The organism is uncultured Marivita sp., from assembly GCF_947488135.1.
GTDB lineage: Bacteria > Pseudomonadota > Alphaproteobacteria > Rhodobacterales > Rhodobacteraceae > Marivita.
Genome location: NZ_CANKYW010000005.1, coordinates 61,403 through 83,221 on the forward strand (window position 1 = coordinate 61,403; position 21,819 = coordinate 83,221).

Below are 21,819 nucleotides of genomic sequence, written 5' to 3' on the forward strand. Positions count from 1 at the left end.
TGGTCGGCTTGTCGTCCGTCGCGAGGACGGTTCCACCGCAGTCTTCGCACTCAAAAGTGACGCGTATTAGGTCCATGATCGTTGCCGTTACCCTGTAGTCTTTAGTGTATCTATGCAAGGGAACGCATGTGTCAACGTTTGGCGATGCATGACGCCCCGGCAGGCCTTGCCGGGAACACTTTGTTTCGATCCGTCAGACCCGCGCAGTGTTGTGCTCTGACAGGGTGAACCACACGCAGATATAACGAAAATGGGCCGATCCCTTGGATCGGCCCGTTTTGGTCACGCGGCGTTGGTGTTTGCCGGTTTGGCTTTTTTCGCGCGGGACGGGCCGCTGTTGCTGTCGATGAAATCGAGCACCAATGGCCGGATGTTGTTCCGCCAGCTCTTGCCCGCGAAGATGCCGTAATGGCCGGCACCCGGTTCGACATGGCTGGCCTTCATCTCGTCCGGCAGACCGGTGCAGAGACCGAGGGCGGCAAGGCATTGACCGGGGGCGGAGATATCGTCTTTTTCGCCTTCGACAGTCTTGACCGCCACCTTTGTGATGGCTCCGAAATCAACCTTGTGGCCCGCGACGACAAATTCGTTCTTCGCGATCTCGCGTTTCTTGAAGATGCGGTCCACGGTGGAGAGGTAAAACTCGGCGGGCATGTCCATCACGGCGAGGTATTCGTCGTAGAACCGGTTATGCGGATCGTGATCCGACGCTTCGCCGCGCATCACGTTCTGGATCTGGTTGGTGAAGGCATCGGCGTGACGTTCGCCGTTCATCGAGATGAACGAGGCCAACTGCAACAGGCCCGGATAGACCATGCGGCCGACGCCCTTGTACTTGAAGCCGACGCGCTGGATCATGGTTTCTTCGAGCTGGCCCATCGTCACGCGGCGACCGAAGTCGGTCACGTCGGTCGGGGTCGCGTCGGGATCGACCGGACCGCCGATCAATGTCAGCGTCCGCGGCTGTGCGTCGGGCTCAAGCTCGGCCAGATAGGCGGTGGCCGCGAGGGTGAGCGGAACGGGCTGGCATACGGCGACAACGTTGATGTCGGGTCCCAGCTCTTTCATGAACTCCATGAGGTAGAGCGTGTAATCCTCGACATCGAACTTGCCGGCGCTGACCGGAATGTCACGCGCGTTGTGCCAGTCTGTCACGTAAACTTCGCAATTCACGAGTAGGGATTTGACAGTGGAGCGCAGGAGGGTCGCGTAGTGACCGGACATGGGGGCCACCAACAGGATCTTGCGGGGCTGTTCCTCGCGTCCGACCACGTTGAAGTGGATCAGATCGCCGAAGGGACGTTCGACTATAGTCTCAATCTCGACGAGGTGATCCTTGCCGTCTTCGTGGGTGAATGTGCGAATCCCCCAGTCGGGTTTGACCACCATCCGCTCGAATGTGCGTTCGGTCACTTCACCCCAGGCCGCCATCCACTGCATGGCTGGGTTTGGCATCATCGCCCAGGCGGGGTAGGAGGCCATCGTCTTGGCGGTTGCGCCAAGCCATTGATTTGTATTGCGAAATGTCTCCATGAGATCGTATGTCATCATGTAGCGCATAGAGGCGTCTCCTTCGAAGTCGACCCGGAAAACCGGGCTGTTTCGTCGCTTTGCCTCCCACCGCTAGCGACTGTATTCTGCATGGCAGCATACTTAGGGGGGAATATTGGCCATGACAACTGAAGACGTCACCGCACCGGAAATCAGCGCGGAACTTGAGGCCAATTTGCAAAAGATAGAAACCTTGACCGGACGGTTGATGACGGCTCTATCCAGCAAGAAGCAGATCAATTCGTCCCTGCACTCGCCCGACGCGGCACTGTTCGGTGAGGCGATCCAGGCGTATTGGCAGGAGTGGTTTCAGAACCCTGCCAAGATCCTGGAGCACCAGATCGAATACTGGGGCAAGTCGGTTACGCATTATGTCGAGGCGCAGCGCGCTTTGGCCAAGGGCAAGTTGCAGGCGCCGGAAAATCCCGGACCGAAGGACCGCCGGTTCAAAAATCCGCTTTGGGACGAGCATCCGTATTTCAACTTCATCAAGCAGCAATACCTGATCAACGCCGAGGCGATCCGCACCGCGGTGGAGGATATCGAGGACATGGACGCGACCGAAAAGAAGCGGTTGCGTTACTTTGCACAGCAGATCGTCGATATGTTCGCGCCGACCAACTTCCTCGCCACCAATCCGGATGCGTTGCAAAAGGCGTTGGAGACAGAGGGCGAAAGCCTTGTCAAAGGGCTCGAGAACCTCGTAGCGGATCTCGAAGCGAACAATGGAGAATTGGTCGTACGGCTGGCCGACGAAAAGGCGTTCGAGATCGGCACCAACATCGCCACCGCCGAGGGCGAGGTGGTCTATCGCAACCACATGATGGAAGTGATCCAGTACAAGGCCACAACGGAAAAGGTCCACGAGACGCCGATCATCCTGTTCCCGCCCTGGATCAACAAGTTCTACATTCTGGATTTGAAGCCGGAAAATTCGTTCATCCGCTGGGTGGTTGATCAGGGCTACACGCTTTTTGTGGTGAGCTGGATCAACCCGGACGAAAGCTACAAGGATGTCGGTCTCGATACCTATATCGAAGACGGGTATCTGCGGGCGATCAACGAAGTGAAGGCGATCTGCAATGTCGAGAAGATCAACGCGATCGGCTATTGCATCGCAGGCACCACGCTTAGCCTGACACTGTCGTTGCTGAAGCAGCGCGGTGACACCTCGATCAAATCGGCCACGTTCTTTACCACGCTGACGGATTTTGCCGATCAGGGGGAATTCACGCCCTTCCTGCAAAACGACTTCATCGACGGGATCGAGGCCGAGATCGGCGATACCGGGATCCTCAAGTCCTTTATCATGGCGCGCACGTTCAGCTATTTGCGGTCGAACGACCTGATCTACGGCCCGGCGATCAAGAGCTACATGATGGGCGAAACGCCCCCTGCCTTCGATCTGCTTTATTGGAACGGAGACGGGGCGAATTTGCCGGGGCGGATGGCGATGCAGTATCTGCGCGGATTATGCCAGGCCAACAAGTTCGCCGAGGGTGAGTTCGAACTGCTGGGGCATACCCTGAGCCTCAAGGACGTGGACGTGCCGCTGTGTTCCATTGCCTGCGAGACGGACCACATCGCGGCCTGGAAAGACTGCTATCGCGGCGTGCAGACGATGGGGGCAAAATCCAAGACCTTCATCGTCTCCGAGTCGGGTCACATCGCCGGGATCGTCAATCCGCCGTCGAAGAAAAAATACGGCCACTACACCAATGACGACCTGTCGCTATCGCCCGAAGACTGGCTGTCATCGGCCGAATACACCGAAGGATCGTGGTGGCCCGTGTGGGAAAAATGGATGGCAAAGCGGGCAGGGAAATGGATCAAGGCACGGGAAATAGGGGATAAATCCCATCCCTCTCTCGGTCCCGCCCCGGGCACGTATGTGCAGATCAAGGCAACCGCCTGACGGTCAGCTTCCCTAGGGAAAACTTTTTTGCTGCACCGCAGAAAAAGGGTTGAAATGCTGCACTGCGGCATGTATATATTCTGCATCTGCACAAGACAGCGGGGTGGGCCCGCAAAGCAGGAAAGGATTTTGAACAATGGCTAAGACACCCGACATGACAGCGACCCTGAAAGAAATGATGGGCGCGTTCCCGGTCGACACGAAAGCAATGGAAGACGCTTTCAAAACCACAGCAACTCTGAACGAGAAGCTGTCCCACGTTGCGATCGAAGCGGCTGAAAAGTCGTCCGAGATCTCCGCAAAGTGGACCAAAGACACGCTTGCCAAGCTGGGCGAAATGTCCAAGGCAAAAACAGAGCCTGCGGATTACGCAAAAGCGATGACCGATTTCGCATCGGCCCAAGCTGAAGTTGCTGCCGAAAACATGGCCGCCTTCGCTGAAATCGCGAAGAAAGTCCAGATGGACACAGTTGAGCTGATGATGGCGGCTGGCAAGGACATGTCCGAAGACGCAACAGCTGCGATGAAGAAAGCAACTGCTGACGCGACAAACGCTGCCAAGAAGGCAACTGCTGCTGCGAAGTAAGCTTCTTACGAACTAGCGTTCTCTCCTCCCAAATTGGAACGCTAAACTTAGGCCGGGTCCATTCGTGGATCCGGCCTTTTTTATTGTCAAATGCCGCACGGGTGTCAGCAACGCTTTCTTTTTGTGCTGCATGTGCTTAGGCTGCAATGCAGCACAGACATTCCGAGGGAGGGGACACCTTGGCCGACACTGAAAAACCGCTGTTGATCAAGCGCTACGCGAGCCGGCGTCTCTACAATACCGAAACATCCGATTACGTGACGCTGGAAGATATCGCCGGGTTCATCCGGGGCGGGCGCGAGGTGCAGATCGTCGATCTGAAATCCGGCGACGACCTGACGCGGCAATATCTGCTCCAGATCATCGCGGAACACGAAAGCCGGGGCGAAAGCGTACTGCCGACCAACGTGCTCAACGATTTGGTGCGCAGCTACACCACCACCGCCACCAGTGCGGTACCGCAATTCCTTGCCGCCAGTTTCGAGATGTTCCGCGACAGCCAGTCGAAATGGATGGAGAACATGGGCAAGGCCAACCCGATGACAGGCGTGCCCGGCTTCGAGGCGATCCAGGCGCAGCAGGAGGCGTTCCTCAAGGCGATGACCGGCGGCATGGGCAGTCAATGGTCGGGGCCGTCGCCGGACGAGACGGACGAAGCACCGAAAAAGAAAGAGGCGGCGTCGGAGAGCGAGGATCTCGACGCGATCAAGACGCAACTGGCCGAACTTCAGAAGAAGCTGTCCAAGCTGGACAAGTGATCTAGACCCCCAGCCGGTCGCGCATCGCGTACCACGACATGGCAAGCGACAGGATCGGCGTGCGCAGGAGGCCACCGCCGGGAAAGGGCGTGTGCGGGATGGTCTTGAAGGCGGCAAAGCCTTCGGACGGGCCACGCACCGCTTCGGCCAGCAGCTTGCCCGCCTGAATGGCATTGCCGACACCGTGACCCGAATAGCCAGAGGCGGACAGGATATTCGGCCGCACCCGCGCGAGATAGGGCATACGTTTGATCGTGATGGCCAGCGTGCCACCCCAAGCGTAGTCGATCGTCACGTCCCGCAGGTGCGGGAAGATCACGCTCATCGGTTTGCGCACCAGCGCGGCGATGTCGGATGGGAACCGGTAGCCATAGGTCTCCCCGCCGCCGAAGATCAGCCGCTTGTCATGGCTGAGGCGGAAGTAATTGACCACGAAGCGCGAATCCGCGACCGCGACATCCTGCGTGAGCACCTTCGCCGCCTCCTCGCCCAGCGGTTCGGTGGCGATGACGTAATTGTTGATCGGCATGACCCGCGCTGTCACCTGCCGATCGAGCCCGCCGAGATAGCCATTTCCGGCAAGGATCACCTGCTCCGCAATGACATGGCCTGCATCGGTGCGCACGGTCACCTTGCTGCCGTGCTGGATGTCATGCACATGGCTGCGCTCGTGAATGCGCGCCCCGGCCTGTGCGGCGGCCTTGGCCAGTCCAAGGGCCAGCCGCAGGGGATGCAGATGCGCGGCTCCCGTGTCGAGCGTGCCGCCCACGTAGTCGGGCGACGGGCACAGCGCGTGAAAAGCATCGCGGTCCAGCGCCGTGATCTGATCGTACCCATAGTGGCGGTTCAGATGCGCCGCGTAGTCATGCAGGTCGGTCACATCCGCGGGGCGCGAGGCGGCCCAGGCGATGCCGTCTTTGAGGTAACAGTCGATCCCGTGTTTCGCGATCAACCCGCGCACCAGCGCCTTGGCATCTTCGCCCAGATCCCAGAGCTGTCGGGCGGCGTCAATGCCCACCATCTTTTCCAGCGTGATCTGGTCCTGCCGCTGGCCGGACCCCAGTTGACCGCCATTGCGCCCGGATGCCCCGAAGCCAACACGATGCGCGTCGAGCAGCACCACATCCGCCCCCATCTCGGCCAAATGCAGTGCCGCCGACAGCCCGGTATAGCCGCCGCCGACGATGCACACATCGGCGCGAGTCTCGCCCTGCAACGGGGCGAAGGGCTCCAGCGGAGTCGCCGTCGCGGCGTACCAGCTTTTGGGGTATTCCCCACGTGTGTCATTGCTGAACAGAAGGTTCAAATCGCGGTCCTGATCTTCTTCTTTTTCCAAATATGCCGGGGAGCGCGAGGGGCAGCGCCCCTCGCATCGGTCGGACCGGCGCAGCCGGTTCGACACACAGAGTTACACGTTGAGCAAGAGATGCTCGCGCTCCCACGGGCTGATCACTTGCAGGAATTCCTCGTATTCGGTCCGTTTGACGATGGAGTAGACGCGGCAGAAATCCTCACCGAGGATCTCGTGCAACTCGGTCGCCTCCTCGAACATCTGCAACGCCTGGCCCAACACTTGCGGAATGTCCGCCTCACCTTCGTAGGCGTCTTTCTTGAGCGGCTTCGACGGCCATTTCTCGTTCATCAACCCCAGATAACCGCAGGCCAGAGAGGCGGCGATGCCCAGATACGGGTTGCAGTCCATGCCTGCGAGGCGGTTCTCGACCCGGCGGCTGGCGGGACCCGAGAGCGGGATGCGGATTCCGGTGGTGCGGTTGTCGCGGCCCCAGGCCAGGTTGATGGGGGCGGCGTGTTCCTTCACATAGCGGCGGTAGCTGTTCACATAAGGCGCCAACACGGCGATGGCGGCGGGGGTGTAGGTCTGCAACCCGCCGATGAAGTGGAAAAACGCGTCGGTTTCGCCACCTTGGGGTCCGGAAAAGATGTTTCGCCCGGTTTCGATATCCATGATCGAGTGGTGGATATGCATCGCGCTGCCGGGTTCGTTCTCGATCGGTTTCGCCATGAAGGTGGCAAAGCAATCGTGGCGCAGGGCGGCTTCGCGAATGAGGCGCTTGAAATAGAACACCTCATCGGCAAGCTTGACCGGATCGCCGTGGCGCAGGTTGATTTCCAGCTGGCCCGCGCCGCCTTCCTGGGTGATGCCGTCGATTTCGAAGCCTTGCGCTTCGGCAAAGTCGTAGATGTCGTCGATCACCGGGCCGAATTCGTCCACGGCGGTCATCGAATAGGCCTGACGCGCTGCGGCGGGACGGCCTGAGCGGCCCATCATCGGCTCGATCGGCTTGGCGGGATCGAGGTTGCGGGCGGTGAGGAAGAACTCCATTTCCGGGGCGACCACCGGCTCCCAGCCCTGATCACGGTAAAGCTGCACCACGCGCTTGAGCACATTGCGGGGGGCGTAGGGCACGGGTTTGCCCTTGCGGTCATAGGCGTCGTGGATAACCTGCAAGGTCCAGTCGCCGGTCCAGGGCGCGGCGGTGGCGGTGCTCATGTCGGGGCGCAGGATCATGTCGCGTTCGATAAAGCCGCCATCGTCTTCGTCGGCGGCCTCGCCCCAATCGCCGGTGATGGTCTGAAAAAAGATCGAGTCGGGCAGGTGAAAATACTCCTGCCGCGCGAATTTCGACGCGGGCACCGCCTTGCCGCGAGCGATGCCGGGAAGGTCGGCGATGATGCATTCTACCTCGTCGAGCCTGCGCCCATCGAGAAAGGTGCGGGCGGGGTCGGGAAGGCTGTCGGTCCAGTCGGTCATGCGATGGTTCCTTCGCGGAAAAACTTGGCGAATTGGTCCGCCATGCGCGCGCTGTCGAGCGGTTGACCCATGCGCGACCTGGCGTCTTGCATCAGATCCTCGGGAACCACGCCCGGCCCGCGGGTTTCGATCAGGCCCGCGATGAAATCATCGCCGTATTCGGGGTGCGGTTGCACGGTGAACGCCTTGCCCGGATAGAGCAGCGCCGCGTTCGCGCAATGATTGCCGCTGGCGACGACCTGCGCGCCTTCGGGGGCTTTCACAACCTGGTCCTGGTGCCAGGCATTGATGGTCATGGTCTCACCGCCGAAATCGTAGTCCTGCTGTCCCACGACCCAGCCGCCTTCGTATTTTTCGACCTTGCCACCCAGCGCCTGCGCGATGATCTGGTGCCCGAAACAGACGCCGATCAGGGGGCGCTCTGCCGCCACGATATCGCGGATCAACTGTTCCAGCGGCGGGATCCACGGGTGGTCTTCGTAGGCGCCGTGTTTGGACCCGGTGATGAGCCACCCGTCGGCATCTTCCGGTCCGTCGGGAAAGACGTTTTCCACCACCGACCAGCTTTGGAAGGTGAAGCCTTTGCCCGCGAGCAGACGTTCGAAGAATCCGGGATATTCGCCGAACGTGCCTTTGAGCTCGTCCGGTGCCAGACCCGTTTGCAGTATTCCGATTTTCATGAAGCACCAAGGTGTTTGTGGTCGTAAGCTATGCTGTCGCGGCGCGCACAGCAAGGGACGCGGTCAGACCGTGTCGAGGTATATTTCGACCCGTTCCGCGTCGGTCAGCTCGTCCATGTAGTGACGTTCCTGCTTTTTGGTCAGAACGAGATTGCGGATCAGCTCTTCGTGGAAGATGCGCGGCATGATCTTGCTGGTCTCGAAAGCGGAGATGGCGGTCGCCCAATCGCCCGGGATCTGCGGCAGATCGAGCGCGTAGGCGTTGCCCTTGACCGGATCGGGCGGGGCTTTGCCGTCTTCGATGCCGGTGAGGGCCGCGCCCAGAATGGCCGCCAAGGTCAGGTAGGGGTTCACATCGCCGCCTGCGACACGGTGTTCGATGCGCCGCGCCGCCGGGCTGCCCGAAGGCACGCGGATCGCGGCGGTGCGGTTCTCGTAGGCCCATGCGATGCCGGTGGGGGCGTGGGCTTCGGGAACCAGCCGGTCGTAGCTGTTCCAGTGCGGCGCAAAGAGCAGCGTGCTGTCATACATGCCATTGAGACACCCCGCGATGGCGTGATGCAGCATGTCGGTGCCGCGCGGGCCGCCATCGTCGAAGACATTGTTGCCGCGCTCGTCCAGGACCGAGAAATGCGTGTGCATTCCCGAGCCGGAGTAGTCGGGATAGGGTTTGGCCATGAAGGACGCGGCAAAGCCGTGGCGGCGGGCCAGCCCCTTGACCAGCATCTTGAAGAGCCACGCATCGTCGGCGGCGCGCAGCGCGTCGTCGCAATGCATGAGGTTCATCTCGAACTGGCCCAGTCCGGCCTCGGAAATCACCGTGTCTGCGGGAATGTCCATCGCTTCGCAGGCGTCGTAGAGATCGGTGAAGAAGCGGTCGAACTGGTCAATGAGGCGGATCGACAGGATCTCGCCCGCTTTGCGGCGTTTGCCGGATCGGGGCGAAGCGGGCACCTGAAGGTTGCGGGTGCTGTCGTCGATCAGGAAGAACTCCAGCTCCATCGCTACCACGGGGGTCAAGCCGCGCGCCTTGTAGCGTTCGACCACGGCGTTCAGCGCATGGCGGGGATCGCCCTCGTAGGGTTCTCCGGTTTCGCGGAACATCCAAAGCGGCAGCAGCGCGCTGGGCGCTTCGAGCCACGGCATCGGAACAAAGCCGCGCCCGGTGGGCCAGAGCACGCCATCGGCGTCGCCCGCCTCGAAGACCAGCGGGCTGTCGTCGATGTCTTCGCCCCAGATGTCGAGGTTCAGAACCGAGAGTGGAAATCGGGTGCCGCCGTCCAGCACCTTGTCGGCAAAGCGCGCGGGCACGCGTTTGCCGCGCGCCTGTCCGTTCACGTCCGAGGCTGCGACCCGGATGGTGCGGACCTGCGGGTTCTTGCGAAGCCAGTTGCGAATATGGGAGTCCATGGAAGCGCCGTTTTCAATAATTTGATCAAATTTAGAAATAGGCGGTGTAACCGTATCTTAGCAAGCGGAATTCACCGGATGACGTTCAGCTTGAGCTTCATCTTCGCCCGCGCCTCTTGCGGCAGGTGCCGGTTCAGGCGGCGATTGATCAGACCGAAAAGGCTGATGATGCAGAGCGTCAGCAGGATGAAGTAGAAGGCCAGAATCGGGTAGGGGATGAACGGGTTGAACGTCTTGTCGGCAAAGAAATTCGCGTAGTAGAGCGCATCGCCCCGTTGTTGCCAGGCCGGGAAGCCCGAGAAATAGACCAACGTTGTGGCGTGGAAGAGAAAGATCGCCTCGTTCGTGTAGGCGGGCCAGGCGAGGCGCAGCATGGTGGGCCATGTGACCCGTTTGAACCGCGCCCAGCCGCTCATCCCGTAGGCGTCCGCCGCCTCAATATCGCCGCGCGGCACGGATTGCAGAGCGCCGTAGAAGATCTCGCCCGAATAGGCGGCCGTGTTCAGGAAGAGCACGATCAGCGCCCCCAGCCATGCCGAGGTAAACGGGTCGAAGATCGGAGAGATGGGTTTGAGCGCGAGGAAGAGGAAATAGGCGAAGAAGAACTGGATGAAGAGCGGTGAGCCGCGGAAGAGAAAGATGAACCACGCGCTGCTCTTGCGGATCACCACGTTGTTCGATGCTTTGCCCAAAGCCACGGCGGTGGCGAGGAAGAACCCCGCGGACAGGGCCAGCACGCCGAAATAGATGTTCCACAGCATGCCCGAGCCGATCAGCGTGAATTGCTGGCACAGCGTAAAGCCTTCGCGGGGCAGCACGCGCTCTCCGATCCCGAGGGACCGCAGCCCGTAATCGGCGATGGTTTCCCAGCAGCTCATGCCGCCGCCTTACGCTGCGCTTCGCCGGCCATGGTGGCTTGTCCGTGGGTGAGCTTGCGCATCACCTTGTCGAGTACGATCTCCGACACGCGGGTGAAGGCGAGGTAGAAGATCAGCAGACCGAGGAAGTACCACACGCGCCAGTCGCCATGCGGATAGTCGGTAAAGCGCGGGGTCTTGGAGCCGCCGAGTTCGCGGGCCCAGTAGACGATGTCCTCGACCCCGAGCAGGAACAGGAGCGGCGTCGCCTTGATGAGTACGAGCCAGAGATTGGACAGGCCGGGCAGGGCGAAGACCCACATTTGCGGCACCAGAATGCGCCAGTAGACCTGCCGGCGCGACATGCCGTAGGCCTCGGCGGTCTCGAGCTGGTTGTGGGGCACCGCGCGCATCGCGCCGTAGAGCACGTTGGCGGCGAAGGCACCGAAGACGATGGCGAAGGTCAGAACGGCAAGGAAGAAGCCATACGTCTCGTGTATCCACTGAGGCGCGTTGTTCATGGGCAGTTTCGCGACGTCGCAGACGACGAAGTCATTGCCCTGCCAGATGCTGTCGGTCCAGTCGGGGCATTTGATCTCGTGGCGGATCCATTCGAAGAAAATGTCGAGCGCCAGCACGAAGAACAGGAAGAACGCGATGTCGGGCACGCCGCGCACGATGGCGATGTAGCCTTTGCCGAACAAGCGCAGCGGCGCGATCCTGGAACGTGCGGCGGAGGCACCGCCAAAGCCGAAGGCGAGGGCCGTGGGCGCCGTGATCGCAAGCAGAAGCAGGACCGTGCCGAAGGACCAGTAGAGGCCCATATGCTTTCCGGTCGTCAGGTAACACGCGAACCACTGAAATGTGCCGAGCGTGTCGGGATCTGTGCAAAAACTGAAGATGGCGCGCCTCTGGTGGGCTTGGATATGAGTTTATTTTGCAAGATGAAGGGGGCAGGTGGGCCGCCCCCTTCGAAGATCGCGCTTAGAAGGTTGCCGAATCCGGCAGCCATTTTTCGATCAACGCGTTGAGCGAGCCGTCTTCCTTCATCGACTCGATCGCGGCGGTGAACTTGTCGCGCAGTTCGGTATCGCTTTCGCGGATGCCCATGCCGATGCCACCGCCCAGCAGAACGTCCTCACCAACGAGGGCGACGTCGGCGTTTTCCTCGGCAATGGGCTGGAGATAGGCCTTGTCGGCCAGAACCGCGTCGGCCTCACCGCTGCGCACGGCGGCGATGGTTTCGTCGGGTGTGGCGAATTCCACCAGCGTGGCACCGGACGAGGCGATATGGGCTGCCTGGATCGTGCCCGCCTGCGCGGCGATCACGCCGCCTTCGAAATCCACATCCGCGCCGTCGAGGGCGAGGTAGGCCGAGGGATCGGGCTGGGTGTAATTGGCCGTGAAGTCGATCACTTCGTCGCGTTCGTCGGTGATCGACATGCCGGCGATGATGACGTCGTAGTTGCCGGCAACGAGGTTCGGGATGATGCTGTCCCATTCGTTGGTGACCCATTCACAGGTCAGCTCGGCGCGGGTGCAGAGCTCATCGCCCAATTCGCGCTCGAAGCCGTCGACCTCGCCCGCGTCATTGATGAAGTTGTACGGAGGGTAGGCGCCTTCGGTGCCCAGACGGACGACCGAGTGGCTTTCCGCGAAGGCCATCGAGGCGGTCAGCGCAAGGGCGGCTGTGCCCAGGATGATCTTTTTCATGTTTGGTACTCCCAGTTCTTGGTTGGTTAATCGGCCATTGTGGAGGACAGAAACCCCCGCAGCCGTTCTGATTTGGGGGCGCCGAACAGATTGTCCGGCGCGCCTTCTTCTTCGATCAGGCCCTGGTGCAGGAACACCACGTGATCGCTCACGTCGCGGGCCATTTTCATGTCATGGGTGACGATCAGCATGGTCCGGCCTTCGGAGGCGAGATCCTTGATGACGCGCACCACTTCCTGTTCGAGTTCGGGATCAAGCGCCGAGGTCGGCTCGTCGAAGAGCAGCGCCTCGGGTTCCATGCACAGCGCGCGGGCGATGGCGGCGCGCTGTTGCTGGCCGCCGGAAAGTTGCGCCGGATAGGCGTCGCATTTGTCGCCGATGCCCACCTTGTCGAGATAGCCGCGGGCGGCTTGTTCGGCTTCGGCGCGGTCGCGGCCGAGCACAGTGACCGGCGCTTCCATCACGTTTTGCAGGATCGTCATATGGGCCCAGAGATTGAACTGCTGGAACACCATCGACAGGTTGGTGCGGATGCGCAGCACCTGTTTCGGATCGGCGGGGTGACGGCCAAGGCCTTTGCCCTTCCAGTGCACCGCCTCGCCCTTGAACAGGATATCGCCCTGCTGGCTGTCCTCGAGCAGGTTGGCGCAGCGCAGGATTGTGGATTTGCCCGACCCGGACGATCCGATCAGCGACACCACGTCGCCGCGGTGGGCGGTGATGTCGACCCCCTTGATGACCTCAAGGTTCCCGTACTGCTTGTGCAGGTTGCGTATTTCGAGAACGGGCGTGTCGGTCACGGAGCGGCCTTGCGGCTGGTTCAAAGATGCGTCGCAAGATGAGGGCAAAAGGTGCAGCGATGCAATGCTCAAAACGCCGGAAAGAGGCGGTTTGGCGTCTTTAACCCTGCGTCAGGTGTCGTTCAGACCGGAGGCGGCGCGGGAATGGGCTGTGCGTGATAGAGCCCTTCGTCCAGCACGCAGAAGGACATGGGGCCGCCCATCGCGGCCGCATCCTCGGGGGCGAAGGCGTGGGTGGCCGCAGTGAGTGCCGCGCGCAACGGGGCGGGATCGGTGCCTTTGGCGGCGATCAGCGGCAATCCGGGCGTGGGGTCGGTTTGACCCACGATCCGCACCCGTGCCGCGTTCGGGTCGCAGCGATCCAGCAGGCGCCATGTGACCGCGTCGAGGCAGGCGATGTCGGCGCGTCCTTCGGCGACCGCTGCGAGCGATGCGGCGTGGCTTCCGGTCGGGATGTATCGGGTGACGGATGCGGTTTCTTGGCGGCCTTGCGCTGCGGCCCAGCCGGATTGGCTGTCGGCGCTGTTATAGGCCAGCGTTATCGCCGGGCCCTGGGTATCGGAACGGGTGATGATCAGGGATCGGTAATGGCCGGGCGGAGTATCGAGGCCGAAATCGAGTGTGCCGATATAGTGCACCTTGCTCTTGAGGGCCGAGCGAAAGGGCAGGCCGCAGGTCATCGACATTGCGAGATCGGGGGACAGCCAATGCGCGTACCAATCGGCGGGCAGGGTTTCCGGCGGCGTGAGATCGGGGAGCGACACGCCTTCATAACGCGCGCAGTCCTGTGCGATCGACCAGAACGCGCGCCAGAGACCCGCATTTTCCGCCCGCCAGTACATCGGCAGGCTAACGATCATGCCTTATCGACGCGTTGCCGGGCCAGCGCGCTGTCGCGGTCGTTGATGCCGAGAAGCTTGGAGACCAGGCGAAGAAGCGCGTCTTCTTCGGCTTCGCGCACGCCATCGGCCAGCACCACTTCCCAGAGCGCCTCGATCACCGCGATCCGGTCCTCGTAAGGCACCGCATCCTTGATCGCGGAGGTGAAGCGCACGGTGTCCGGGGCCTCGGATTCCAGCGTCTCGGCTTCGCTCCGCAGCTTGGAGGCTTCGAACGGTGACAGGCCGTAGCGGGTGGCCGCGATGCGGTCGATGCGGGTTTTCTCGCTTTCGTCATAGTCACCATCGGTCCGGGCGACGCGCACGAGAAGCGCCGTCAGCGCGAGACGCGCATCGGTGTCGGGAAGCGGGGCGGGGTCGGGAGCGGTGAGCCGCTTGAGGAAATCTGCAAACATGGGGAACGATATATGCCGGGGTGGGCCGTTCGCCAATGGCAGATCGCACGCGGCGCTTATCCGGACAGATCCTCGACCTCGTAGAGGATGTCGTCGATGGCAATGCCGCCGGGGTCGGTGTTTTCGATCGTGACCGCGGCCACGCCGTAGCCGCTGCGCCAAGCGAGAGAGATGACACCGCGCCCAAGCGGCAGGACGAAATCGGTGATCGGGCGGGCGTTGACGTCGTAGAACACGATCTCGGCCGCGCGCGGCATCGGGCGCTGACCCAGAGGGTCGGGGTATTCGGCGTGAAGGCGCAGGCCGAAGGCGAATTGCGGATCGTCAAAGGTGAACGCGATGCTGCCCTCGCCGCGCCCGTCCGCGCCGGCAAGGCCCACCGGGCCAAGCGGGAACAGCGCGTTGGAGCCGAAACCGGCGTGATGGGCGATGGTGAAGTTCTGGCCGGAGGTCCCGGGGATCACGCGGGGCGGCGCGCCCGGCAGACCGTCCAGCGCATCGAAGCGGCCATAATCGGTGTCGATCTCGGCCAATCCCTGGCCCAGCAACCGCTCCGCGATCGACAGTCCAGGGGCGCGCCAGTGATGGTCGAAATTGATGCCCGGCTCTGTCACGGGCGGCAGGCTGTCGAAGGTTTCGATCCGGTGCGGGACGGATTTCAGGCTGTCGTACGGCACCTTCCGCAGCTCGTTCGCGGCGGCGAGGCCGGGCAGGCAGAGCAGTGCTAGTGCTGTGCGGATCATGACGTGTCCCGGAACAGCGCCGAGAGCGATTTCAGCTCCGGCCCGAGGCCGAATGGCGGGTTCACGATGAAGAGCCCGGATCCAATCATGCGATGGCCGTCGCGCGCGGGCGGGAACCGGACCTCGTGGGTGAGCGCCTCTGGCTGATCGGCTTGCAGGCTGCGAAGCATCGGGCGGTGCGCGCCGGAGGTGAGGATCGGATACCAGATCATCACCACGCCGACATTCCATTTCTTCGTGAGTGTGGCCAGCCATTTGGGGATCTGCGCGTACTCGGCCTTGATTTCGTAGCTGGGGTCGACCAGCATCAGCCCCCGGCGCGGCGTGGGTGGGCAGAGGCTCTGGGCCAGCGCCAGACCGTCCTGCGGATAGGTGTGGATGCTGGGACCGCGCAGGTTGGTCCTTAGGGCGGTGTATTCCTGCGGGTGCAGTTCGGCGAGGTGCAGCGTGTCTTGTTCGCGCAACAGGGCGCGGGCGATGGCGGGGGAGCCGGGGTAAAGCCCGTCCGGGATCGCGGCCAGCGCCTTGAGGTAGGGATGGTTTTGGGGAAACCGGTCTCGGAGCCGTGTGATGCCCTGCGCCGCCTCGCCGGTTTTGACGGCCTCCGGTGCCGTCAGATCGTAGAGACCGCGCCCGGCATGGGTTTCGATATAGCTGAGCGGCTTGTCCTTGCGCGTCAGGTACTCGAGCGCGACCGCGAGGGCGGCGTGCTTGTGGACATCGGCGGCGTTGCCTGCGTGGTAGAGGTGTTGGTAGGACAGCATGGGCCGTTGATAGGCCAGATGCGCGGCGCCGGATAGAGGTCAGCCGGTCGCGGTGGCGTCGATCCAATCAAGGAAGCTGTCGGAGCCGTCCGCGCTCCAGCACGGCAAGCAGCCGAGGCTTGATTCCACCGATCCGGCGCGTTTCACAAGCCGTAGACACCGCTCAGGACGGAAAACGGTTGATCTGGTGGCTCCGTCAAGCGATCTTGACGCCAGAGGACAATGCACATGGGGAATGTCGCTTAGATCACTTTAATTATTCCGTACAGGAGACCAGATTTTGTATACTGCCGCCATCAGGGAGCTCAACCGCGCTCGCTCGATTCTTCATTCAAAACGATTTCATCGCAGTAATAGGTTGCAGGCCCAAAAGGCTTTAAAGCACGTTGAAAACGAAAAAGGCGCGCTCGGAAAAAATCACCGGACGATGTGTGATGAGTACGCAAGTGACGTATTGGGCGGTCGGGAATACGCGCCATGGCTATATGTCTATTCCGCCGTATCTGGAGGTTTCAAGGAAGGTTGGATACCAGAAAATTTTTATCGCAAAACTGTAGCCCCGGAAATTAAAGGGCCATATGGGCCAATATCAAGGTTGAAGCCACTCAATCGAGTCTTTTTTGGGCAGGGATACTTTCCAGATTTGGCATCTCACATACACGGTGTTTTTGTCGATTCTGAGCATGGCGTCCTTCGGAAAGAACAAGTAAAGCCGATGCTTTTTGCCCGAAGCGAACGAGTTATTTTCAAGATAGATCAATCGTCAAGAGGTAGAGGAATTTATATCTTTGAAAAACACGAATTTGATATTGACGAGGTGATGTTATTGGGAAACGGTGTGTTCCAGAGTTATATAGAACAACACGACAGCCTAGCTGAATTCACAAATTCAGCAGTGGCCACTTTGAGGGTGACCACGACCACTGAACCTGATGGAACTCCACGCATTCGGGCATGCCGTTTACGGCTTGGCCGGGATGGCGATTCACATCTGAAAGTGGCTAATCAAATCAAAATTTCGGTGAATTTGGATGACGGCCAGTTGGCCCAATACGGTTACTATCCAAACTGGACAACGACGCCTGTGCATCCTGATAGTAGGAAATCTTTCTCGGGATTTTTCTATCCGAAATTTGATGAGGTCTGTCAAATAGCTCTGAAACTCCACGCAATGGTTCCATATGTGCAATGTGTCGGATGGGATATTTGCGTAGATAGGTTTGGCGAAGTAAAAGTTATGGAGTGGAACGGTGCCGAAAATGACATAAAATTCGACGAAGCCACCCAGGGACCGTGTTTCAAAGGGCTTGATTGGGAAAGATTTGCCAGAGGCGGTGCCTTTAATCGCAATAATCCCTAAAAGCTTTTGGGTAGTCCTGCGCGGAGCGATAATAAGTCAAGTTACGTTCACCATAACATTTGGTCTTAAATCTCGCCCCAGCTTTATATTCGGCTATTGGTCTGCACCCAAATGCCCAATAGTCTTTCCGTCGACTATCGCGCTCGCAGCTCGCGTCATCTATTGGCTTTGAGTCCTGGAGTTATCTCAAACCAACCTCGACACATCCTTCGCCGCCCGCACGAAATCCTTGAACAGCGGATGCGGAGCAAATGGTTTCGACTTTAGCTCCGGGTGGAACTGGACGCCGATGAACCACGGGTGGTCGGGCCATTCGACGATCTCGGGCAGGCGGCCGTCGGGGCTCATGCCGGAAAAGCAGAGACCCGCGTCTTCGAGCTGTTTGCGGTACTGCACATCGACCTCGTAGCGGTGGCGGTGACGTTCGTCGATGGTGGTGGTGCCGTAGGCTTTTGCCACTTTCGACCCTTCTTTCAGCACCGCGTCATAGGCGCCTAGGCGCATGGTGCCGCCCTTGTCGTCGGCGACGGAGCGGTTGACGGTCTGGTTGCCCTGCACCCATTCCTTGAGGTGATACACCACAGGGGTGAAACGCTTTTTCCCGGCCTCGTGGTCGAACTCCTCTGACCCGGCATCGGGGAGCTTGGCGACATTGCGGGCGGCCTCGATCACCGCCATCTGCATGCCGAGACAGATGCCGAGATAGGGCACCTGATGTTCGCGGGCGAACTGGGCGGCCTTGATCTTGCCCTCGGTGCCGCGCTCGCCGAAGCCGCCGGGGACCAGAATGGCGTGGAAGCCTTCGAGATGGGCGGCGGGGTCTTCCTGTTCGAAGATCTCGGCATCGACCCATTGGATGTTCACCTTGACGCGGTTGGCCATGCCGCCATGGGTGAGCGCCTCGGCGATGGATTTGTAGGCATCTTCGAGCTGCACGTATTTGCCCACGATGGCGACGTTCACCTCGCCCTCGGGGTTGTAGATGCGGTCGGCGACGTCTTCCCATTTCTCGAGGTTCGGTTTGGGCGCGGGGGTGATCTGGAACGCGTCGAGCACCGCCTGGTCCAGCCCTTCGCGGTGATAGGCGAGCGGTGCCTCGTAGATCGACTTGAGATCCTGCGCGGCGATCACGCTGTCCGGGCGCACGTTGCAGAAGAGCGCCAGCTTCTCGCGCTCCTTGGCCGGGATCGGCCCTTCGGAGCGGCAGACGAGGATATCCGGTGCCAGACCGATGGAGCGGAGTTCCTTGACGCTGTGCTGTGTGGGCTTGGTTTTCAACTCGCCCGACGCCTTGATGTAGGGCAGCAGCGTGAGGTGCATGAAGATGCACTGTCCGCGCGGTTTGTCCTGGGAGAACTGGCGGATCGCCTCGAAGAAGGGCAGGCCCTCGATATCGCCCACGGTGCCGCCGATCTCGCACAGCATGAAATCGACCTCATCCTCGCCGATGGAGATGAAGTCCTTGATTTCATTGGTGACGTGGGGGATCACCTGGATTGTCTTGCCGAGGTAATCGCCGCGCCGTTCCTTTTCGAGCACGTTCATGTAGATGCGCCCGGACGAGATGCTGTCGGTCTTGCGCGCGGGCACGCCGGTGAAGCGTTCGTAGTGGCCGAGGTCGAGATCGGTTTCCGCGCCGTCGTCGGTGACGAACACCTCGCCATGCTCGAACGGTGACATCGTGCCGGGATCGACGTTCAGGTAAGGGTCGAGCTTGCGCAGGCGGACCGAAAAGCCACGCGCTTGCAGAAGCGCGCCGAGGGCGGCAGAGGCGAGCCCCTTGCCGAGGGAAGACACCACGCCGCCGGTGATGAAGATAAAGCGTGCCATGTGTGGAAACCTCCCGCGAAGCGCTCCAAATCATGCAATCTGCGCGGCCCAAGGCACGCAGCATCACGGGATTTGAGCGGTAGAGGATTCGGCGGCAAAACGCAAGGCCGAACCCCAGATGATGTTACGTCAGATTTGCGCGCCTCAAGGGATGGTGGACCTTCGGCGCAAAGAAAAACGCGCGGTCGATGACGGCCGCGCGTTGCTTCGAAGCCCCGGTCGCGTCAGTCAGCGCGCGGCACCAGGGGTGCGTTCGGATCGACAGAGGACGGCGGCGGCAGAAGGCCGTCGGTGTCCAGCCCGTCGCTGTCGCTTTCTTCAACCGCATCGTCACCGCCGGTGGTCAGGCGATCCATGATCGAACTGCCGGACGCGTTCTGTGCCGCGATCACCGTGAGGGTGATGGATGTGCAGATGAAGGCGATGGCCAGAAGCCATGTCAGCTTGCCCAATCCGGTCGCCGCGCTGCGGGTGCTCACGGCCCCGCCGCCACCGCCGCTCATGGCGCCAAGCCCACCGCCATCGGAGCGCTGCAACAGCACGACGCCGATCAGCGCGAGCGCGAGGAGAAGGTGGATGATGAGAACGACGTTTTCCATGGCTGTCCCGGATGTCTTTCGTGAATGGGGGGTATCTAAGGCCAAGTGTGGCGTCGTGCAACCCGTGTTGGGTGATCGGTTCGTGCGCTGGCGCGCGCCGGTTTGTCTCGGCTGCGGCCTTGCGGCCTTTGCCTCGGGCGGGTGCGGGTGATGGGTGTCGCACGGTTTCGGACCGCGCGCGTTTGGGGAGGTGTATTTTTACGTATTTGGAAAGAGAAGAAGCAGGTGGTTATTCATCCACATCATCCACATCCGCCTGTCCCGAAAGCTTGCGGCGCACGATGGACCAGCTGAGACCGATGCCCAGCACCAGTGACAGGGCAAAGATGCCGATCCAGACGGTCAGGTTGCGGTTTTGCAAATCAAGCAGACCGAAATCATAGGCGACCCAGAGCAACGCCCCCACCAGCGCGAGGATCAGGATCATGCCGAAGGCTCCGATGGAGCGCAGGGTGGCGCGCAGATAGATGATGTAGCCCACGAGCAGAACCAGCCCCGCCAGAACCGTGATCGAGAGCCGGTCCTGCCCGTCAGTCAGCGCCCAGCGGGTGAAATTGTATTGCGTCGGGTTGTAGGTGGCGGCCACGAGGCAGAAGGCAAATAGCCAGCGGAGCAGGAATCCCATCGTGTTCAGCCTTTCGTAGTCGCGGGTCGTGTCAGATGGCCCAAAGCCGAGCGGGCTGTCCAGAGGGCGAGGAAATGATCCGTGCTCTTTTGTGGCAATCGGGCAGGTCTATCGACGGAACGGCCAGCCCCCGGCTTTCGATTTTCGAGACGCGTGCGCAATTTGATCGGAAAACCGGTTCCCACTCTTCGCTTTGCGCTCTATACGGGCGCGGGTTTGACGGATGGAACTCCAGCAAAGGTCTAAAGACATGGCGAATGTGGTGGTCGTGGGTGCCCAGTGGGGCGACGAGGGCAAGGGCAAGATCGTGGACTGGCTCTCGGAGCGGGCGGATGTGATCTGCCGCTTTCAGGGCGGGCACAATGCAGGTCACACGCTGGTGATCGATGGCAAGGTCTACAAGCTGCACGCGCTGCCTTCGGGCGTGGTGCGCGGTGGCAAGTTGTCGGTCATCGGCAATGGCGTCGTGCTCGATCCGTGGCACCTGATGAAAGAGATCGCCACGATCCGCGACCAGGGCGTGGAGATCACACCCGAGACGCTGATGATTGCCGAGAACACGCCGCTGATCCTGCCGATTCACGGTGAATTGGACCGCGCGCGTGAAGAAGCGGCGAGCAAGGGCACCAAGATCGGCACCACCGGCCGCGGCATTGGGCCGGCCTACGAGGACAAGGTCGGACGTCGTTCGGTGCGCGTCGCCGATCTGGCCGACCGCGGGACGCTTGAGGCGCGGGTGGACCGCGCGTTGCAGCACCACGATCCGCTGCGCAAGGGGTTGGGGTTCGATCCGGTGGACCGCGATGCGCTCTTGGCGCAACTGACCGAGATCGCGGATCAGATCCTGCCTTTCGCGGCGCCGGTCTGGAAGGTTCTCAACGAGAAACGCAAGGCGGGCAAGCGGATCCTCTTCGAAGGGGCGCAAGGTGCTTTGTTGGACATCGATTTCGGAACGTATCCTTTCGTGACCTCGTCCAACGTCATCGCCGGTCAGGCGGCGACGGGTGTAGGCCTTGGACCTGGCGCGATCGATTACGTGCTGGGGATCGTCAAGGCCTACACGACACGCGTGGGAGAGGGGCCGTTCCCGACCGAATTGCACGACGCGGACGGGCAACGTTTGGGCGAACGGGGGCACGAGTTCGGCACCACCACCGGGCGCAAGCGGCGCTGCGGCTGGTTCGATGCCTGCCTCGTGCGCCAGACCTGCGCGACCAGCGGTGTCAACGGGATCTCGCTGACCAAGCTGGACGTGCTGGACGGGTTCGAGACACTGAAGATCTGTGTCGGCTACGATCTCGACGGTCGGCGTTACGACTATCTTCCCACGGCCGCCGAAGAGCAGGCGCGCTGCACGCCGATCTACGAGGAAATGCCGGGCTGGTCGCAATCGACCGAAGGCGCACGGTCGTGGGTCGATCTGCCTGCGGAAGCGATCAAATACGTGCGCCGGATCGAGGAATTGATCGACTGCCCGGTCGCCCTACTTTCCACCTCACCGGAGCGGGAGGACACGATCCTCGTGACCGATCCGTTCGCGGACTGAGGAAAAGGGGGCGCG

21 protein-coding genes are annotated in these 21,819 nt (G+C 61.1%); 5 read left to right on the top strand and 16 right to left on the bottom strand.

Annotated features, from left to right (window positions below):
* Positions 1-282: 282 nt before the first annotated feature.
* On the bottom strand, positions 283-1,560 hold the full coding sequence (gene phaZ / locus Q1B16_RS14505) for a polyhydroxyalkanoate depolymerase (RefSeq protein ID WP_299790098.1): 1,278 nt from the start codon (positions 1,558-1,560) through the stop codon (positions 283-285).
* A gap of 112 nt (positions 1,561-1,672) precedes the next feature.
* Between phaZ and phaC the strand changes: the two genes are divergently transcribed.
* The 3 genes from phaC to phaR all read left to right on the top strand — a co-directional run bounded on the left by phaC (position 1,673) and on the right by phaR (position 4,810).
* Positions 1,673-3,466 carry a class I poly(R)-hydroxyalkanoic acid synthase gene (phaC, locus tag Q1B16_RS14510; protein WP_299790101.1) on the top strand — a complete coding sequence of 598 codons (1,794 nt, stop codon included), beginning with the start codon at positions 1,673-1,675 and terminating at the stop codon, positions 3,464-3,466.
* A 136-nt stretch (positions 3,467-3,602) separates the two neighbouring features.
* Positions 3,603-4,052: a phasin family protein gene (locus tag Q1B16_RS14515; RefSeq protein ID WP_299790104.1), complete on the top strand. Its 450-nt coding sequence runs from the start codon at positions 3,603-3,605 to the stop codon at positions 4,050-4,052.
* A gap of 179 nt (positions 4,053-4,231) precedes the next feature.
* On the top strand, positions 4,232-4,810 hold the full coding sequence (gene phaR / locus Q1B16_RS14520) for a polyhydroxyalkanoate synthesis repressor PhaR (RefSeq protein ID WP_299790107.1): 579 nt from the start codon (positions 4,232-4,234) through the stop codon (positions 4,808-4,810).
* A gap of 1 nt (position 4,811) precedes the next feature.
* Here phaR and Q1B16_RS14525 read toward each other — a convergent pair whose 3' ends face one another.
* From Q1B16_RS14525 to rlmJ, 12 genes are all read right to left on the bottom strand, one after another.
* Complete coding sequence (locus Q1B16_RS14525) at positions 4,812-6,116, bottom strand: FAD-binding oxidoreductase (protein WP_299790110.1); 1,305 nt, start codon at positions 6,114-6,116, stop codon at positions 4,812-4,814.
* A gap of 102 nt (positions 6,117-6,218) precedes the next feature.
* Positions 6,219-7,583 carry a glutamine synthetase family protein gene (locus Q1B16_RS14530; RefSeq protein WP_299790113.1) on the bottom strand — a complete coding sequence of 455 codons (1,365 nt, stop codon included), beginning with the start codon at positions 7,581-7,583 and terminating at the stop codon, positions 6,219-6,221.
* Positions 7,580-8,263, bottom strand: coding sequence for a type 1 glutamine amidotransferase (locus tag Q1B16_RS14535; protein WP_299790116.1), 684 nt, complete (start codon positions 8,261-8,263; stop codon positions 7,580-7,582). Before Q1B16_RS14535 ends, Q1B16_RS14530 begins: the two co-directional genes overlap by 4 nt.
* A gap of 63 nt (positions 8,264-8,326) precedes the next feature.
* Positions 8,327-9,661 carry a glutamine synthetase family protein gene (locus tag Q1B16_RS14540; RefSeq protein WP_299790838.1) on the bottom strand — a complete coding sequence of 445 codons (1,335 nt, stop codon included), beginning with the start codon at positions 9,659-9,661 and terminating at the stop codon, positions 8,327-8,329.
* A gap of 83 nt (positions 9,662-9,744) precedes the next feature.
* Entirely contained in the window at positions 9,745-10,551 is an 807-nt protein-coding gene (locus Q1B16_RS14545; RefSeq protein WP_299790119.1) for an ABC transporter permease subunit, read from the bottom strand.
* Positions 10,548-11,432: an ABC transporter permease subunit gene (locus Q1B16_RS14550; RefSeq protein WP_299790840.1), complete on the bottom strand. Its 885-nt coding sequence runs from the start codon at positions 11,430-11,432 to the stop codon at positions 10,548-10,550. The genes Q1B16_RS14545 and Q1B16_RS14550 overlap by 4 nt, the downstream gene beginning before the upstream one ends.
* Before the next feature lie 82 nt (positions 11,433-11,514).
* The gene (locus Q1B16_RS14555; RefSeq protein ID WP_299790122.1) at positions 11,515-12,243 is read right to left on the bottom strand and encodes a transporter substrate-binding domain-containing protein; all 729 of its coding nucleotides are present in this window, start codon (positions 12,241-12,243) and stop codon (positions 11,515-11,517) included.
* 26 nt (positions 12,244-12,269) lie between these two features.
* Positions 12,270-13,043, bottom strand: a complete 774-nt coding sequence (locus Q1B16_RS14560) for an ATP-binding cassette domain-containing protein (protein ID WP_299790125.1) — start codon at positions 13,041-13,043, stop codon at positions 12,270-12,272.
* A gap of 122 nt (positions 13,044-13,165) precedes the next feature.
* Positions 13,166-13,903, bottom strand: a complete 738-nt coding sequence (locus Q1B16_RS14565; RefSeq protein WP_299790128.1) for a PhnD/SsuA/transferrin family substrate-binding protein — start codon at positions 13,901-13,903, stop codon at positions 13,166-13,168.
* The gene (locus tag Q1B16_RS14570) at positions 13,900-14,337 is read right to left on the bottom strand and encodes a TerB family tellurite resistance protein (protein ID WP_299790131.1); all 438 of its coding nucleotides are present in this window, start codon (positions 14,335-14,337) and stop codon (positions 13,900-13,902) included. The genes Q1B16_RS14565 and Q1B16_RS14570 overlap by 4 nt, the downstream gene beginning before the upstream one ends.
* A gap of 56 nt (positions 14,338-14,393) precedes the next feature.
* Positions 14,394-15,080: a hypothetical protein gene (locus Q1B16_RS14575; RefSeq protein WP_299790134.1), complete on the bottom strand. Its 687-nt coding sequence runs from the start codon at positions 15,078-15,080 to the stop codon at positions 14,394-14,396.
* On the bottom strand, positions 15,077-15,844 hold the full coding sequence (gene rlmJ / locus Q1B16_RS14580) for a 23S rRNA (adenine(2030)-N(6))-methyltransferase RlmJ (protein ID WP_299790137.1): 768 nt from the start codon (positions 15,842-15,844) through the stop codon (positions 15,077-15,079). The genes Q1B16_RS14575 and rlmJ overlap by 4 nt, the downstream gene beginning before the upstream one ends.
* Positions 15,845-16,124: 280 nt before the next feature.
* Here rlmJ and Q1B16_RS14585 point away from each other — a divergent pair, with 280 nt between their 5' ends.
* Positions 16,125-17,204: a sugar-transfer associated ATP-grasp domain-containing protein gene (locus Q1B16_RS14585; protein ID WP_299790140.1), complete on the top strand. Its 1,080-nt coding sequence runs from the start codon at positions 16,125-16,127 to the stop codon at positions 17,202-17,204.
* Positions 17,205-17,390: 186 nt separating this feature from the next.
* Here the strand turns inward: Q1B16_RS14585 and Q1B16_RS14590 are convergent, their stop codons facing one another.
* The 3 genes from Q1B16_RS14590 to Q1B16_RS14600 all read right to left on the bottom strand — a co-directional run bounded on the left by Q1B16_RS14590 (position 17,391) and on the right by Q1B16_RS14600 (position 20,258).
* Positions 17,391-19,034 (bottom strand): CTP synthase, encoded by a 1,644-nt coding sequence (locus Q1B16_RS14590; RefSeq protein ID WP_299790143.1) that lies wholly within the window; start codon positions 19,032-19,034, stop codon positions 17,391-17,393.
* 224 nt (positions 19,035-19,258) lie between these two features.
* Positions 19,259-19,633: a preprotein translocase subunit SecG gene (secG, locus tag Q1B16_RS14595; protein WP_299790146.1), complete on the bottom strand. Its 375-nt coding sequence runs from the start codon at positions 19,631-19,633 to the stop codon at positions 19,259-19,261.
* Positions 19,634-19,862: 229 nt separating this feature from the next.
* Positions 19,863-20,258: a DUF6524 family protein gene (locus Q1B16_RS14600; protein ID WP_299790149.1), complete on the bottom strand. Its 396-nt coding sequence runs from the start codon at positions 20,256-20,258 to the stop codon at positions 19,863-19,865.
* 250 nt (positions 20,259-20,508) lie between these two features.
* Between Q1B16_RS14600 and Q1B16_RS14605 the strand changes: the two genes are divergently transcribed.
* Positions 20,509-21,804: an adenylosuccinate synthase gene (locus Q1B16_RS14605; RefSeq protein ID WP_299790152.1), complete on the top strand. Its 1,296-nt coding sequence runs from the start codon at positions 20,509-20,511 to the stop codon at positions 21,802-21,804.
* Positions 21,805-21,819 lie beyond the last annotated feature (15 nt).

Excerpts from the sequence above, each read along its gene's own strand:
- phaZ (WP_299790098.1), bottom strand. The coding sequence starts at position 1,560 with ATGCGCTACATGATGACATACGATCTCATGGAGACATTTCGCAATACA.
- phaC (WP_299790101.1), top strand. The coding sequence starts at position 1,673 with ATGACAACTGAAGACGTCACCGCACCGGAAATCAGCGCGGAACTTGAG.
- Q1B16_RS14515 (WP_299790104.1), top strand. The coding sequence starts at position 3,603 with ATGGCTAAGACACCCGACATGACAGCGACCCTGAAAGAAATGATGGGC.
- Q1B16_RS14530 (WP_299790113.1), bottom strand. The coding sequence starts at position 7,583 with ATGACCGACTGGACCGACAGCCTTCCCGACCCCGCCCGCACCTTTCTC.
- Q1B16_RS14535 (WP_299790116.1), bottom strand. The coding sequence starts at position 8,263 with ATGAAAATCGGAATACTGCAAACGGGTCTGGCACCGGACGAGCTCAAA.
- Q1B16_RS14545 (WP_299790119.1), bottom strand. The coding sequence starts at position 10,551 with ATGAGCTGCTGGGAAACCATCGCCGATTACGGGCTGCGGTCCCTCGGG.
- Q1B16_RS14555 (WP_299790122.1), bottom strand. The coding sequence starts at position 12,243 with ATGAAAAAGATCATCCTGGGCACAGCCGCCCTTGCGCTGACCGCCTCG.
- Q1B16_RS14565 (WP_299790128.1), bottom strand. The coding sequence starts at position 13,903 with ATGATCGTTAGCCTGCCGATGTACTGGCGGGCGGAAAATGCGGGTCTC.
- Q1B16_RS14570 (WP_299790131.1), bottom strand. The coding sequence starts at position 14,337 with ATGTTTGCAGATTTCCTCAAGCGGCTCACCGCTCCCGACCCCGCCCCG.
- Q1B16_RS14575 (WP_299790134.1), bottom strand. The coding sequence starts at position 15,080 with ATGATCCGCACAGCACTAGCACTGCTCTGCCTGCCCGGCCTCGCCGCC.
- rlmJ (WP_299790137.1), bottom strand. The coding sequence starts at position 15,844 with ATGCTGTCCTACCAACACCTCTACCACGCAGGCAACGCCGCCGATGTC.
- Q1B16_RS14590 (WP_299790143.1), bottom strand. The coding sequence starts at position 19,034 with ATGGCACGCTTTATCTTCATCACCGGCGGCGTGGTGTCTTCCCTCGGC.
- secG (WP_299790146.1), bottom strand. The coding sequence starts at position 19,633 with ATGGAAAACGTCGTTCTCATCATCCACCTTCTCCTCGCGCTCGCGCTG.
- Q1B16_RS14600 (WP_299790149.1), bottom strand. The coding sequence starts at position 20,258 with ATGGGATTCCTGCTCCGCTGGCTATTTGCCTTCTGCCTCGTGGCCGCC.
- Q1B16_RS14605 (WP_299790152.1), top strand. The coding sequence starts at position 20,509 with ATGGCGAATGTGGTGGTCGTGGGTGCCCAGTGGGGCGACGAGGGCAAG.